Below are 15,458 nucleotides of genomic sequence, written 5' to 3' on the forward strand. Positions count from 1 at the left end.
CGGTACATCGCACCGTGTGATGGGAGTCTGGCCCGCGCATTGCACGGTTTGATGATTGTTTCCTAAGGGATTTCCGGTTGACGCTGGGGGTGCGTGACCCTACCATCCGCCCCATTCCCCGGACTGGCCGGCTCGCCCCTGTGTTGGCGACCCGCCACCTCACCCCTGTGTAGCCCATGCAAAATCTGTCTTTCCGTCTTGCCCTGTCTTGCGGGCTCTTTGCATTGCTGACGCTGTCGCGCGCCCATGCGGACACGATCGCCGCCTTGAGCGAGCCGCTGCCGGCGGCGCCTGAAACCACGGTGCCTGCCGAGCAATCCATGCTGGCCGTTCCCACCCAGACCGACAGCCTTGACGCGGCGGTGATCGATACGCCTGCCGAATCGGCCGATCTGTGGGTGCGGGTGCGCAAGGGTTTCCGCATGGAAGAGGTCGATTCGGCTGCCGTGCGTGCGCAAGAACGCTTTTATGCCAGCAATCCGCTGTATATGCAGCGCGTGGTGGAGCGCAGCCGCCGTTATCTGTACTTCATTGTCAACGAAGTCGAAAAGCGCGGCATGCCGACCGAAATCGCCCTGCTGCCGATTGTGGAAAGCGCCTTCGTGCCGCGTGCGCAATCGCATGCCGCCGCCTCGGGCCTTTGGCAGTTCATCCCATCCACCGGCCAGCGCTATGGCCTGGAGCGGACCTGGTGGTACGACGGCCGTCAGGATGTGATGGCCGCCACCTATGCCGCGCTCGATTACCTGCAGGATCTGTACAACCTGTTCGGTGACTGGCAACTGGCGCTGGCGGCCTACAACTGGGGCGAGGGCGGCGTGGGTCGCGCTTTGGCCAAGACCCGCAAACGCGGTCTGGAAGACGATTTCGACACCATAAAGAAGCCGCGCGAAACCGAAGCCTATGTGCCCAAGTTGCTCGCGGTGCGCAATATCATCGCCAACCCGGCAGCGTTCGGCCTCTCGATTCCCGTGGTGCCTGATCGACCCTACTTCCAGCCGGTCAGCACGGGACGGCATATGGACCTGGACGTGGTGGCCGAGCTTGCCGGCATTACGGTAGAGGAAGTGCTGCATCTGAACCCCGGGCTGATTCGTCCGGTATTTGCCCACAAGGGCGATCGCAAGCTGTTGTTGCCGGTGGACAAGGTGGATACCTTCCAGCAGAACCTGCAACAGTACGACAAGCCGCTGCTGTCTTGGCAGCCCTATGTCACCAAGCGAGGCGAGGCGCTGGATGTGCTGGCGCGCAAGTACGATATCGCCCTCAGCGAGCTGCGCAGCGTGAACAAGCTGGGTAATGCGACCCGTGCCAGCGGCCAGACGATACTGGTGCCGATACGTGACGGTGAGGATCAGGCCCCACGGCAGGATCTGGCCAGCCTGATCGCTTCGGCCAGCAAGGTGATCGGTAACGACGACGGCGGGGCGCAAGCGACGCCGGCCCGCTACAAGGTGCGCCGTGGCGATACCCTGTTCTCCATTGCACGCCGTTTCGGCACCTCTGCCGAGGCCATCAAGCGTGCCAACAAGCTCAAGACCAACCGCGTGCCAGTCGGGCGGATGCTGGTGCTGCAGCAGGGTGAGCCTGCGGCCGGTCCGTCGCGGATGGCGAAGGCATCGTCGGCCAGCAAGCCGGTGCAGTATGTGATTCGCCGCGGCGATACCCTGGATGCCATTGCCCGCAAGCATGACGTTACCGTTGCGCAACTGCAGAAGTGGAACAAGCTGGGACGCAAGACCGCACTGCGGGCGGGCAGTAAGCTCGCCATCCGCCGCGAAAGCTGAGTCCTGATGATGATGACCAAGAAAAAACCCCGCCGGATCAGCGGGGTTTTTTCTTGGTGCCTGGATGTTCAGCAGTCGGTGCTGGCAATGAACCGGGCGAGCAGCTTTTCCAGCCCGATGCGATCCTGTTCGCTGAAGCGGTCCGGTTCGGGGCTATCGATATCGAAAACGCCGATCAAGCGGCCATCCACGATGACGGGCAGGACAATCTCCGATCGCGAGGCGGCATCGCAGGCAATATGGCCGGGAAACGCATGGACATCGGCCACGACCACGGTTTCGCGGCGCACGGCGGTGGTACCACACACGCCCCGGCCGAAGGGAATCCGCACGCACGCGACCTTGCCTTGGAAGGGGCCGAGTACCAGCTCCTCACCATGGGCCAGATAAAATCCCGCCCAGTTCAGATCGGCCAGTGTCTGGGCCACAAAGGCAGAAAACTGGGCGGCATTGGCAATGAAGTTGCGCTCGCCCTCGAACAGGCCGGCAAGCTGACGATCAAGTTCGTCGTAATCAGGTTGGCGTGACGCCGCCGTGGTATGAAACATGGGTGATTCCGTCCGATATTCTGGACGCGGATCATAACACCCGGTGGAACCCCCGACGGCTTGTACGGTCGCAGCTTTCGATCTCCACTTCTCAGGATGCGCCTTGCCGCATACACCTCGGGCCGGCTGGTTGGCCGGCGTATTTTCCCTGTTGTTGCACGGGCTGCTCCTGCTGGTCTGGCCGGATATCCGCGCCCATCCGCAGCGCGCTGCCGACCCGGCGCCCCCCGTCCCGCTGACCCGGCTGGTCGTGCGTATTGTCGCGGCCGCCCCGCCATCACTGGCTTCAGCCAGCCCCGGGTCGCAAGCGGTAACCCCCAGGCGGGTACGTGTGCTGGCGGTACCGCTGACGGCACCGGCGAGCATGCCGACCCCTGCGCCGTCCGAATCCGCCGAGGTGCTGGCCCCCGGTCTGGATACGGAGTCCCTGAGAGCACAGGCGCGCCAGTTGGCCCGTCAGCCATCCGGGGTTGCTAGCCAGGATTTACCGCCGGGTCTGCGTCGCACACCCGGCGAGATGGAGACCCCGCTGGCGCGTGCTATCGACAAAAGCGCCCGTCCGGATTGCCGCACGGCCCATGCTGGCATGGGCCTGCTGGCCGCGCTGCCACTGATCTACGACACCGTGCGTGATAAGGGCTGCAAATGGTAAGTAGCCTTCACCGCTGATCCCCAAAACAAAACAGCCCCATCGATGATGGGGCTGTCTGGGGCGCTCGCTAGGTGCTCATACCGCCAGGCTCAGAACGGAATATCGTCTTCGAAGTCATCAAAGCTCTGCGGCTTTTGCGGTGCGGGACGGCCACCGCCTTGATTGCCACCACCACCGGCATTGTTGCGCGCGGGTGCGGGCGCGGCATTCTCGTAGGCCGGCGACTGGTCGAATTCGGCACCGCCACCGCCAGCACCGGCACGACCGCCCAGCATCTTCATTTCGTTGGCGATGATTTCGGTGGTGTAGCGATCTGCACCTGTGGCCTTGTCTTGCCATTTGCGCGTCTGCAGGCGGCCTTCCACATACACGGCACTACCCTTCTTGAGGTATTGGCCTGCGATCTCGGCGAGACGGCCGAACATGGAGATGTTGTGCCACTCGGTTTTTTCCTGCATCTGGCCTTGCTTGTCTTTCCACTTGTCGGTGGTGGCAATGCTGAAGTTGGCCACGGCTTCGCCGCTGGGCAGGTAGCGGATTTCCGGATCACGGCCCAGGTTGCCGATCAGCAGGACTTTGTTGAGCGATGCCATGCAAGTTTCTCCGTCTTAGGTAGGGATGGCGTAGCGGATAAAGGGTAGTACTACGCCAGATCAGTATTTCAGTGATTGTCCGGCTGGGTGGTTGCGGCCACCTATCGGTTCAGGCCAGCAGTGTAACCAAGTGCGGCCCTTCGTGTGGGTGTCGCCGTCATGCGGTGATGCAAACCGGCGATGCCGCGCGGCTGGCGTGCCTGGGTGTGATCAGCATGGCAGTCCCGTTGCGGCACCGCATCGTTAGCCTTGATCAGCCGCCGGCGGCGCTGCGGGTGCGGGATGCAGCAAGGCCAGCGCGCCGGCCTCATCCCAGCCTTCGCGCAACACTTTGAGATAGGCCACGCCTTCTTCCGCAATCACGACGGCTTCTTTCACACCGGCCAGCTGCGAGAGCTCGCGAGCCAGCGCAGGCCCACCTTGCGGCGGCAGGGTGTCGATGTGGTACATCATGGTGCGAACCGGCAGGGGCGGTTTCAGCCCGAAGGTCAGCAGCAGCCACACGGCCACCAGGGCGGCGCTGAACAGGTGAACCGGCAAGGCGCCGCCCTGATGGTAAAGCCAGGCACCTACGGCTGAGCCGACGGCAAAGCCCAGCGCCTGAGTGGTGTTGTACACCCCCATGGCCGTGCCCTTGGCATCCACCGGGGCGAGTTTACTGATCAGGCTGGGCTGGGTGGCTTCAAGGATGTTGAAGGCAATGAAGTACACGGTGAGCCAGGCGGCGATGCTGAACAGGGTATCGAGCTTGATGGCCATGCCCAGCTGCGCCAGCAGCATCAATGCAATTGCAGCCAGAAAGACCTGTTTGAGCCGGTTGCGGGTCTCGCCGATGATCACGGCAGGCACCATGAGCACGAAGCCGATAGCCATGACCGGCAGATAGACCTGCCAGTGCTGGTTGGCCTGCAATCCAGCGGTCTGGACCAAGGCTAGCGGCAGGGTCACGAACAAGGCCATCTGCGCGGCATGCAGGGCAAACACGCCATAGTTCAGGCGCAGCAGCTGTGGATCACGGAGCACGCTGCCCAACCGCTTGGGATTGGCCTCGGCATCGGAGTGGAAGCGGCTTTGCGAGGGATCGGGAATGATCAGCCACACGCCGGCCATGGCGGCGGCGGCGAGCAGGGCGGTAATCAGGAAGATGCCCGACAAACCTACCGAGGCGGCCAGCAAGGGGGCGGCAACCAGCGAGATGGCGAAGGACATGCCGATGGAGCCACCAACGATGGCCATCGCCTTGGTGCGGTTCTCCTCTCGCGTCAGGTCGGCGAGCAGGGCTGTGATGGCGGCCGAGATCGCGCCAGCCCCTTGCAGAGCCCGGCCAATCGCCACGCCCATCAGGGTGTCGGCAAAGGCGGCGACCAGGCTGCCTACGATCAGCAATAACAGGCCGGCATAGATGACCGGCTTGCGGCCGACATGGTCAGACAGCATGCCCAGCGGCAACTGTAGCAGGGCTTGGGTCAGGCCGTAGATGCCCATGGCAATGCCAACCAGCGTGTGGTTGTCACCACCCGGCATCTGCGCGGCATACAGCGCAAACACCGGCAGGACAAGGAACATGCCCAGCATGCGCAGGGCATAAAGACCGGCGAGTCCAAGTGAGGCGCGTGTTTCCAGTGGGGACATTCGGTCTGGGCGGGTAAGGCGAAAGGGCGGATTCTAGCAAATCCGGACGCAATGCCCGTGCTCGCCTGGCCGGGGCCGCTTGCGGACCCCGGTAAATCACCTTTATTGCGCCGCTTACAGCACTGACGGATCACGGCCCCGCTGGTGCCGGCTCATGACCAGTTTGTACAGCAGGGGAATGGCAAAAAGGGTCAACAAGGTCGAGAAACCCAGACCCCATACGATGGCCGACGCCACCGGCCCCCAGAGCAGGGATTGCCCCCCCAGTCCGACGGCCAGCGAGAACAAGCCGGCAATCGTGGTGGTGCTGGTGATCAGGATGGGCACCACGCGCCGCCGTGCCGCATAGACGGTGGCGTGAAGCACGCTCATGCCTGCCAGACGACGCTCGTTGGCGGCATCGATCAGCACGATGGCCGAGTTCACGGCGATCCCTGCCAGCGCGATCACCCCGTAGAGCGTGTACAGACTCACCGGGTTGCCGGAGATGAACAGCCCGAAGATCACGCCGGAAAAGGCCAGCGGGACCGTTACCAGGATCAGCAGCGGTTGCCAGTAGCTGCGGAACTGGGCTGCCAGAATCAGATAGATCAGGCCGATGCCAAGCGCGAACAGCATTTTCATGGCGCCCAGACTTTCTTCGATGTCGTCCAGCTCGCCCGAGAAATCCAGGCTGACATTCGGGAAGTCCGCCTGCATCCCTGCCCAGGCGGCCTTGAGCTGATCATTGGCCGCGACGGTATCGGTGATCTCCTTGTCCAGATCGCCCTCCAGCGTAATGGCGCGGCGTAGCTGGTGATGGCGGATAAAGCCCTTGGAGAGTTTGGTTTCGGTATCCACCAGCGTCGCCAGCGGCACCATACCGCCCTGCGGCAAGGGCAGGCGATAGCTGAGCACATCCTCGATCTTGCTGAGTTCGGCAGGGCGGGCGCGCACGACCACATCCACCTTTTCGCCATCATCGCGGGTGCTGCTGAGTATCTCGCCCTCGCCAAACAGGCGCAGCGCACGGGCGACATAAGCCGGACTAAGGCCAGCTTGCTCGATGGCCGCGCGGTTCAGTGTGAGCCGTAGCTCCGAGCGACCCGCCACATCGTCGTCGGTGACATTCTTGGTGCCTGGAATCCGCTTCACAGCCGCCAGCATGCGGTCGGTAGCGGCGCGCAGTTCGGCATAGTCGTCACCGCGAATCTTCACGCTGATCGCTTTGGCCGTGGGTGGCCCGCCCGACAGCTCCAGAAAGCTGTAGCGCGCCTCCGCGTTAAGATTCTCGATATCGGCCCGCATGGCCGCGATCACCTCCGGGGTGGTTCGCATATCACCTTGGCGCGCCTGCAGGCTCACGATGACCTGACCGTACTGGTCGCCATACAGCGGCTCGGTCTCCGTGAACTTGATCCCTGCCGTGGTACTCACCGAACGCATCTCCCCTTCTTTAAGGTGCTGACGCGCCACTGCCGCCGCCCGCTCACCGGCCGAGAGGGTCGCTTCCAGCGTGCTGCCCGGTGGCAGATCCACGTTGATGTAGTAGATCCGTAATGGGTCAAAGGCGAAGAACTGCTGCTTGACGAGGCCGGTGGCGACCAGCACTGCGGCCAGCAGTACCGAGCCGAAGGTGATCCCGGCAGACAGTTTGGGCCAGCGCATGACCTTAAGCAGCCATTGGGCATACCGGAGCCGCAGCGCGTGGGTAAAGCGCTCGCGCCAGATCTGGGTGCGCGATTTCTTCTCGTGCAGATTGATCTTCATGGCCAGCACATGCACCGGGATCATCCAGTAGGCCTCGATCAGCGAGACCAGCAGGGCCACCGTGACCACAAACGGCACCCAGAACATGAACTTGCCAAGGATGCCGGGCAACAGCATCAGGGGCAGAAAGGCCGCGCAGGTGGTCAGTACGGAGCTGGCCACCGGCCAAGCCACCTCCCTGACCCCTTCGAAGACGGCGGTTTGCGGCGCCTCACCGCGTTGCAGCCGGTAATAGATGGATTCGACGATCACGACGGCGTCGTCTACCAGCATGCCCAGCGCGATCACTACACCCAGCAGGATGGTGAGGTTCAGGGTCGACCCCATGGCCGCCACAATCGCAAAAGTGCCCGCCAAGGCAAAGGGAATGCCCAAGCCTACCAGCACCGAAATACGGGTGCCGAGGAAGACCCAGCAGACGGCCATGACCAGTATCCACCCGTACAAGGCGTTCGATTCCATGATGCCAATGGCTTCGCGGGTGGGAATCGTCTGATCGTCCAGCAGCACAAGCTGGGCGCCTTGGGAGGCCAGCAGGCCGTTCTGGGTGGCAATGAAATCATTGATCCGCTCGACGAGATCGAGCGTATTGGTCTTGGCCTGCTTGGTGACCGACAGCATCAGCGCTGGTTGGCCGTTATACGAGACCAGCTGACCAACGCGCTCGGTGCCGCGTGACACATCGGCAAGATCGCCTACGCGCAAGGTCTGCTGGCCGAGCTGTACGGGAATATCCGCCACGTCGACAGGCACCGTGGATTTACCCTCCATGCGCAGCAGCCACTCCCGATCCATGACGCGCACGCGCCCCGCCAAGGTATTGCGATACCAGGCCGCCACGGCATCGGAGACCTGCTGTGGGGCCATGCCGCGCGCTGCAAGCGCCGCGGGATCGAATTCCACCTGCAGCTGCGGATCGGCAAAGCCCGCGGTGATGATCTTGTCCACGCCCTTGATACGTTCGATATCGCCCTTGATACGCACGCCCAGCTTGCGCAGTTGCTCGCCCCCGGCCGGCCCATACAAGGCCACAATGGCAGTGGGGAAGCCGTTCGAGGTGGTGATTTCATAAATGCCCGGGTCGTTCGCATCCTGCGGTAGTTCGGTGCTGGCCTTGTTCTGGATTTCGCGGCGCAGGTCGGCCAGGCGCTTGTCGAACTCCCGCTCGCTCAGCTCATTGAAGCGGATCAGCAGGCTGGAGACATTCTCGCGGCTATTCGACTGGACGAACTTCACGTCCTTGATCTGCTTGATGGCGTCTTCCAGCGGCGAGGTCACCTCGCGCTCGATATCCTCCGCGGAGGCGCCGGGCAGGGTGGTGATCACGCTCACCCAGTTGAAGTTGATTTCCGGGTCCTGTGCCCGCGGCATGTTCAGGTAGGCCATCAACCCCAGCAGCAACACCACGGCAAACGTGATGTTGGCGAGCGGGTGGTTATCAATCAGCTTGCGGGCCAGACTCATGGTTGTTTTCCGGTACGTGCCGCCTCCACGCCCAAGCCATGGCGACCTTGATCGATGATCACGGTGCTCAGCGGCCAGTCCAGTTCAACCGGCCGTCCGGCCAGGGCGCCTGGCACAGGCTTGAAGACGGGCTTGCCGCCCTCCAGTACGAAGATGCCCAGTTGCTTGCCCCGCTGTTGCAGATAGGCCGCCGGGAGTGTGGGGCGGCTGCTGTGCCAGCGCAGGCTGCCTGCCTGGCCCGCAGGCAAGGCACTTGCCGCCTCGAAAATGGCGTCGCTGGTCTGGGCCGTCGCGTCCAGCACCGGTGACACGCGCAGCAGTTTGACCGGGACGCGGCCGTTGCTGCTCACAAACGCCAGCTTGCCGGCACCGGCCACGCTGCCGCGCTCCGCAGCGGCAAGCCGCGCGCGAATCTGTCGATGGCTCGCTGCGCTGAACTCGAGCATGGCCTGCCCTGGCGCTACGGTATCGCCCACCGAGACCAGTCGTTCGCGTACCACGCCATCAAAGGGGGCGGGCAAGATGGTGTTGTCGAGAGCCAGCTTGGCACTGGCGACGCCTTGCTCGGCCATGCGCAACTCGGCATCCAGCACCGCACGTTCGGTTTCCCGCTGCCGCAAGGCATCCGCACTGATGAAAGCCTGTTGATTCAGGGCGCGTGCCTGATCGAGCTGAAGCTGGCTGAGTCTGACCCGGCTCTGCAGGAGCGCTAGCTGGGCCTGCGCCCGTTTGAACTCGATCTGATACTGGCGCGCATCCAGGCGGGCCAGCACGGCACCTCGTTTGAACGATGCTCCAATCTCGGCGGGCAGGCTTTCCAGCCGTCCCCCCACCTCGGCAGCAAGGCGGGCTTGCCGATCACTGACCACGGTGGCCAGCACTTGCTGTTCGGGGTAAATCGCCAGTTCCGACAAGGGCCGACTGGTGTAGGCCGGCTTGGCCGCGATAGCCGAGGCGGCCACCAGGGCCAGCAATAGGTAAGCAAGCAGTTTCATGATGGCGCGCAATGATGGGTAGGGTTGTGGCGCATTCTACGCAGGGCGCGGCCCAGTTGGGCTGCGCCAATGTCTGGGCGGGAGTCATTGGCATCTTCCTCGTGGCTGGACACACGGACAACTGCGTCTGGCGGGTGAAGTCCGGTAAACTGGCGGGTCGCCCTTTTGTTGTCTGAGCCCGGTCCATGTCCTACCGCCCTGCTGACCCGAATAACGTCATCCGCATCCGCGGTGCGCGCACGCACAATCTCAAGAACATCAGCCTGGATCTGCCGCGGCACCAGCTGGTGGTGATTACGGGCTTGAGCGGATCGGGCAAGTCCTCGCTCGCCTTCGACACCCTGTATGCCGAGGGGCAGCGCCGCTATGTGGAGAGCCTGTCGGCTTATGCGCGGCAGTTCCTGCAGTTGATGGAAAAGCCGGATGTGGATTTGATCGAGGGTCTGAGCCCGGCGATCTCCATTGAGCAGAAAGCCACCAGCCACAACCCGCGCTCCACCGTGGGCACGGTGACCGAAATTCACGATTACCTGCGCCTCTTGTTTGCCCGCGTGGGTACGCCATATTGTCCCGATCACAATCAGGCGCTTGAGTCACAGACTGTGAGCCAGATGGTCGACCACGTGCTGGCCCTTCCTGAAGACACCAAGCTGATGGTGCTGGCGCCGGTCATCGTCGGCAAAAAGGGCGAGAACGTTGACCTTATCGACGAATTGCGCGCGCAGGGCTTTGTGCGCTTGCGCATTGATGGCGAGGTCTACGAGATCGACGCCATTCCCAAGCTCGACAAGAACAAGAAGCACACGATCGATGTGGTGGTGGATCGCCTCAAGGTGCGTGCCGATCTGCAGCAGCGCCTCGCCGAGTCATTCGAAACCGCCTTGCGTCACGCCGATGGTCGCGCGATTGCGGTGGAAATGGATACGGGCAAGGAGCATTGGTTCTCGGCCAAGTTTGCTTGCCCGGTGTGCAGCTACAGCCTGCCCGAACTTGAACCGCGGTTGTTCTCGTTCAACAACCCCATGGGTGCCTGCCCCAAGTGCGATGGTCTGGGACAGATCCAGTTCTTTGACCCCAAGCGCGTTGTTGCCTTCCCGCACCTGAGCCTGGCGGCCGGGGCGATCAAGGGTTGGGACAAGCGCAACCAGTTCTATTTCCAGATTCTTGCCAGCCTGGCAGATCACTACGGTTTCAGCGTGGATACCGCGTTTGACGAGCTGGAAGAGTCGGTTCAGCAGGTGGTGCTGTATGGCTCGGGCAAGGAAGAAATCCGCTTTGTGTACCTGAACGAGCGCGGCACCAAGTTCGAGCGGGCGCACACCTTTGAAGGGATCATCCCCAATCTGGAGCGCCGCTACCGCGAAACGGATTCGATCTCCGTGCGCGAAGAACTGCTCAAGTACCAGAACAACCAGCCCTGCCCCAGCTGCGCCGGTGCGCGCTTGCGGCTAGAGGCCCGCCATGTGCGCGTGGCGGATCACAACATCAACCAGCTCAGCGAATTTGCCCTGCGCGACAGCAGCAAGTTCTTTGCCGAATTGCAGCTCTCGGGCGCCAAGGGCCAGATTGCTGAAAAGATCGTCAAGGAAATCGCCGACCGCCTCGGCTTCCTGGTCAATGTGGGCCTTGATTACCTGAGCCTCGACCGCTCGGCCGATACGCTCAGCGGCGGTGAAGCGCAGCGTATCCGCCTGGCCAGCCAGATCGGCTCGGGTCTCACCGGCGTGATGTATGTGCTCGATGAGCCATCGATCGGCCTGCATCAGCGCGATAACGACCGCCTGTTGGGCACGCTGACGCGCCTGCGCGATCTGGGCAATTCGGTGATCGTGGTCGAACACGATGAAGACGCGATCCGCATGGCCGATTTTGTGGTGGACATGGGGCCAGGTGCGGGCGAACACGGTGGCCAGGTGCTGGCGCTGGGCCGTCCCGAAGAAGTCATGGCCCATCCTGACTCAGTAACCGGCCAGTTCCTCTCCGGCAAACGCAAAATTGCGTTGCCTGCGCAGCGCCGCCAGCCCGATCCGGATCGCTGGCTCACGCTCAAGGGCGCCACCGGCAACAACCTCAAGGGTGTGGATCTGGCCTTGCCGCTGGGCATGCTGGTCTGTGTGACCGGCGTCTCGGGCTCGGGCAAGTCCACGCTGATCAACGACACGCTCTACACCGCTGCTGCGCGTGCCTTGTACGGTAGCAATGAAGAGCCGGCCGCGCACGACGAGATTGTTGGCCTGGAGCAGTTCGACAAGGTCATCAATGTCGATCAATCCCCGATCGGCCGCACCCCGCGTTCGAATCCGGCGACCTACACCGGCTTGTTCACGCCCATCCGCGATCTGTACTCGGGTGTGCCCATGGCACGTGAGCGCGGCTACGGGCCGGGGCGCTTCAGTTTCAACGTCAAAGGTGGCCGCTGCGAGGCCTGCCAGGGCGATGGCGTGATCAAGGTGGAAATGCACTTCCTGCCCGATGTGTATGTGCCTTGCGATGTGTGTCACGGCAAGCGCTACAACCGTGAAACCCTGGAAGTGCTCTATAAGGGCAAGAACATCACCGAGGTGCTGGAAATGACGGTGGAGCACGCGCGCGAGTTTTTTGACGCCGTGCCTGTCATCGCCCGCAAGTTGCAAACGCTCATCGATGTGGGCCTGAGTTATATCCGCCTGGGCCAGAGCGCGACCACGCTGTCGGGTGGCGAAGCACAGCGCGTGAAGCTGGCGCTGGAGCTATCGAAGCGCGATACCGGGCGCACGCTGTACATCCTGGATGAACCGACTACGGGCCTGCATTTCCATGATATCGACCTGCTGCTCAAGGTGCTGCAACGCCTGGCTGACCATGACAACACCGTGGTGGTGATCGAGCACAACCTGGACGTGATCAAGGTGGCCGACTGGATCGTGGACATGGGCCCAGAGGGCGGCGCAGGTGGCGGGCAGGTGATAGCTACCGGTACGCCCGAGGATGTGGCGGCCAATCCGCGCAGCCATACTGGTCACTATCTCAAGCGTTTGCTGAACTGATCGCATCGCGTTCCGCACAACAATGCCCGCCTTCATGCGGGCATTGTTGTTGAAGGACCACGAAGGCGCTTACCCGGTGCCTTTGGGCTTGGCTCATTTGTGCGGCCAGTTTTGGCAATTGTTGACATATAAGCCGCTGCTGTTTGGATGCCACTGTCATGCTTGCTAGACTGCTGCCGCGAAACCCTGCACGGCAAACGGACAAGAACAGATCAGGCCGGCGGGGAGGCGATGGCAGCATTGACAGGGAGGAATGCGCGGGGCTGACTGGGCGGGCAACAAAGCCGGCCAGATCATCAGCACGCGGACTCGCGACAGACGGGCAGACGATGTTGCTGCCGGCACCTATCCTGCATTGTTGATCCATGTGCTCGCATCGCTACCGTCCGGTAGGGGTGAGTGTCTGGTTGCTATACAGGGAGATGCAATGAACGTTTCAGTACGCGGTAGCTTCGGATTGCTGCTGCTTGTCCTCATGACCGGTTGCGCGTCGATGCAAAGCCACGATAGCCGCAGCCAGGATATTGCCAAAGCTCGCAAGACCGGGGGCATCCCGGCGGCCTTGCAACAGCTGGATGCCTCAAGCAGCGACAAGGAAGAGCTGCTCTACAACCTGGAGCGCGGCGAACTGTTGCGCTTGAACCAGCAGATCCCCGAAAGCACCGCGGCCCTGCTCAAGGCCGATGCCAAGGTCAGCGAGTGGGAAGAAAAAGCCAAGACCAGCCCGGACAAGCTGCTGGGTATGGCCGGCGCGGCGCTGATCAGCGAGCGTCTCAAGGCGTATGAAGGCCACGATTACGAGAAAGTCTGGCTGAGCACGCGTCTGGCCATGAACCGGATTGCCGCCAACGACCTCGATAACGCCCGTGTCGATATCAAACGCACCCACGAGCGCGAAGCCGTGATTGCCGAGCTGCGCGCCAAGGAAGCCGTCAAGGCCGAGCAGGATGCCAAAGAGAAGGGCGCCCAGACGCAGAACACCGAGCTCAATGGCTACCCGGTCGAGACGCTGAACGACCCTGAAGTGCTCAAGCTCAAGAACGGTTACCAGAATGCGCTGAGCCACTATCTAGCCGGCTTCACCTATGAAGTGCTGGGCGAATCGGGCCTGGCTGCACCAGGTTACCGCAAGGCGATTGAACTGCGCCCGGACACGGCGGTCCTTGAGGAGGGCCTGCGCGGGCTGGATGCACGCAGCAGCTTCATGCTCAAGCGCAAGCAACGTCAGACGGATGTGCTGTTCATGATCGAGGCGGGTACGGCACCTGCGCGGGTATCCAAGCAGTTCACGCTGCCGATTTTCTGGCAGGGCTATCGCACCGTGAGCATTTCCTACCCGGTCATCCAGCCGTCGGTGGAGCCATTCCTGGGTAGCGTCAGCCTCGGTGGTCAGAGCTTCAAGCTCGAACCCGTGGTGGACCTGAACGTGATGGCGCGGCGCCAGCTCAAGGAAGAAATGCCCGGCATGATCCTGCGCAACGTGACACGCGCGGTCACCAAATACGCGGTGCAAAAAGAAGTGGAAAAGCGCACCGGCCTGATCGGTGGCCTGATTGCCACCGTGGTCTCGGTCGCCACCGAGCAGGCGGATGATCGCATGTGGCGCCAGCTGCCCGGCCGCGTGTATCTGGCCCGTGGTCTGGTCACGCCCGGTGAGTACCCGCTGCTGATCGATGGCCGCGAAACCCACCGGATCAAGATTGATGGCCAGTACGCCGTGGTGCCGCTGCGTCTCTATGAAGACATGGTCGTGCCAGGCCCGATCAGCACCTTTGGCGCGCTGCCGCAGTTCGAGATCGCTGCACCGGCCAAGCCCGAAGCCAAGCCGGCGGCTACCAGCAAGAAGACCAAGGCCGCCAAGCCTGCCAAACCGGCCAAGAAAGACAGCAAGCAAGACGGCAAGCCTGCGCCCAGCGCAAGTTGATGCCGGTACCGATCGATCTGTTTTGACGAGGAAAATCCGATGAAAAAGCTGCTTACCGTAACCCTGCTGGCTGCCGGCCTGTGCCTGCCCGCCCATGCGGGCGATGACGACAAGACCTCTCCGGCGATTGCCGCCAAGCTGATGCTGCGTGGCGATGCCGGCAGCATCAAGGTGGCCGAGATGCGTATCTCCCGCAAGAACGATGTGCTGGTGGTGCAGGCGGACCTGCAGAACAAGAGCAAGTTCGATACACGTATGTACTACCGCTTCCGCTGGCTCGATGCCAATGGCAGCCAGGTAGGCGACGATACGGCCTGGAACCAGCTCAATGTGATGGGCAAGCAGCAGACCACCATCAAGGGCGTGGCGGCGCACTCGTCGGTGACGGACTTCCGCATCGAAATGAATATGGAGTGATACGGCGCACGGACTGCCGTATCAGCAAGAACCTGCACTTAAGGATGAAACCCATGATTACCAAGAAACATCTCGCCCTCGCCATCGGCATCATCGTGGCCGCTGCCCCGATCACCGCTTGTACCACCCGCGTCTCCTCGCCGGTAGTCCGCTTCGATCGCGAAGTGAACTACGGCGATGCCAAGGCCGTGGAACTGGTCACCAATGAATTCGGCTCGACCGATCTGCAGATGATCGCCGAGAAGATGGTGGGCAGCCTGCTCGAAACCGGCATTTTCCAGGGCCGCCCCACGGTGACGATCTCGACCGTGAAGAACAAGACCAGCGAGTACATCGACACGACCAACGTGATGAACTCGATCCAGACCCAGCTGGTGAAGTCGGGCAAGGTGCGTTTCACCCGTTCGATCCAGGAAATGCAGGCGGGCGTGGACGAGCTGCAACGCCAGAACCAGAGCGGCCTGTACAAGCAGAACAGCACCGCCAAAGTTGGCCAGATGACCGCCGCCAAGTACCAGCTCGAAGGCGAGCTGACCAGCATCGTCAAGCAGAACAACAACACCAAGGACGTGTTCTACAAGTTCACGCTGAAGATGTTCGACGTAGCCGAGGGCACGATCGAATGGCAGGACGAGAAGGAAATCCGCAAGACTTCCAAACGTTAAGGAGCG

11 protein-coding genes are annotated in these 15,458 nt (G+C 62.2%); 6 read left to right on the forward strand and 5 right to left on the reverse strand.

Annotated elements, in window-relative coordinates; translation table 11 throughout:
* Positions 1 to 176 precede the first annotated feature (176 nt).
* On the forward strand, positions 177 to 1,787 hold the full coding sequence (locus tag O9X62_RS11035) for a LysM peptidoglycan-binding domain-containing protein (RefSeq protein ID WP_269532911.1): 1,611 nt from the start codon (positions 177 to 179) through the stop codon (positions 1,785 to 1,787).
* A gap of 68 nt (positions 1,788 to 1,855) precedes the next feature.
* On the opposite strand, the gene O9X62_RS11040 is transcribed toward O9X62_RS11035, so the two are convergent.
* The gene (locus O9X62_RS11040; RefSeq protein WP_269532912.1) at positions 1,856 to 2,335 is read right to left on the reverse strand and encodes a GAF domain-containing protein; all 480 of its coding nucleotides are present in this window, start codon (positions 2,333 to 2,335) and stop codon (positions 1,856 to 1,858) included.
* A gap of 103 nt (positions 2,336 to 2,438) precedes the next feature.
* Between O9X62_RS11040 and O9X62_RS11045 the strand changes: the two genes are divergently transcribed.
* The gene (locus O9X62_RS11045) at positions 2,439 to 2,987 is read left to right on the forward strand and encodes a hypothetical protein (protein ID WP_269532913.1); all 549 of its coding nucleotides are present in this window, start codon (positions 2,439 to 2,441) and stop codon (positions 2,985 to 2,987) included.
* Positions 2,988 to 3,076: 89 nt separating this feature from the next.
* Here the strand turns inward: O9X62_RS11045 and O9X62_RS11050 are convergent, their stop codons facing one another.
* The 4 genes from O9X62_RS11050 to O9X62_RS11065 form a co-directional block, all read right to left on the reverse strand.
* Positions 3,077 to 3,580 carry a single-stranded DNA-binding protein gene (locus O9X62_RS11050; RefSeq protein ID WP_269532914.1) on the reverse strand — a complete coding sequence of 168 codons (504 nt, stop codon included), beginning with the start codon at positions 3,578 to 3,580 and terminating at the stop codon, positions 3,077 to 3,079.
* Between the two features lie 243 nt (positions 3,581 to 3,823).
* On the reverse strand, positions 3,824 to 5,212 hold the full coding sequence (locus O9X62_RS11055; protein ID WP_269532915.1) for an MFS transporter: 1,389 nt from the start codon (positions 5,210 to 5,212) through the stop codon (positions 3,824 to 3,826).
* 114 nt (positions 5,213 to 5,326) lie between these two features.
* Positions 5,327 to 8,425, reverse strand: a complete 3,099-nt coding sequence (locus O9X62_RS11060) for an efflux RND transporter permease subunit (protein ID WP_269532916.1) — start codon at positions 8,423 to 8,425, stop codon at positions 5,327 to 5,329.
* Positions 8,422 to 9,420 (reverse strand): efflux RND transporter periplasmic adaptor subunit, encoded by a 999-nt coding sequence (locus O9X62_RS11065; RefSeq protein WP_269532917.1) that lies wholly within the window; start codon positions 9,418 to 9,420, stop codon positions 8,422 to 8,424. Before O9X62_RS11065 ends, O9X62_RS11060 begins: the two co-directional genes overlap by 4 nt.
* 185 nt (positions 9,421 to 9,605) lie before the next feature.
* On the opposite strand from O9X62_RS11065, the gene uvrA reads away from it, so the two are divergent.
* The 4 genes from uvrA (at position 9,606) to lpoB (ending at position 15,452) form a co-directional block, all read left to right on the forward strand.
* Entirely contained in the window at positions 9,606 to 12,446 is a 2,841-nt protein-coding gene (gene uvrA / locus O9X62_RS11070; RefSeq protein ID WP_269532918.1) for an excinuclease ABC subunit UvrA, read from the forward strand.
* Between the two features lie 427 nt (positions 12,447 to 12,873).
* The gene (locus tag O9X62_RS11075) at positions 12,874 to 14,370 is read left to right on the forward strand and encodes a COG3014 family protein (protein WP_269532919.1); all 1,497 of its coding nucleotides are present in this window, start codon (positions 12,874 to 12,876) and stop codon (positions 14,368 to 14,370) included.
* A 39-nt stretch (positions 14,371 to 14,409) separates the two neighbouring features.
* Positions 14,410 to 14,787 carry a YcfL family protein gene (locus tag O9X62_RS11080; RefSeq protein ID WP_269532920.1) on the forward strand — a complete coding sequence of 126 codons (378 nt, stop codon included), beginning with the start codon at positions 14,410 to 14,412 and terminating at the stop codon, positions 14,785 to 14,787.
* 53 nt (positions 14,788 to 14,840) lie between these two features.
* The gene (gene lpoB, locus O9X62_RS11085) at positions 14,841 to 15,452 is read left to right on the forward strand and encodes a penicillin-binding protein activator LpoB (RefSeq protein ID WP_269532921.1); all 612 of its coding nucleotides are present in this window, start codon (positions 14,841 to 14,843) and stop codon (positions 15,450 to 15,452) included.
* Positions 15,453 to 15,458 lie beyond the last annotated feature (6 nt).

It is taken from the genome of Chitinimonas sp. BJYL2, from assembly GCF_027257935.1.
Taxonomy (GTDB): domain Bacteria; phylum Pseudomonadota; class Gammaproteobacteria; order Burkholderiales; family Chitinimonadaceae; genus Chitinimonas.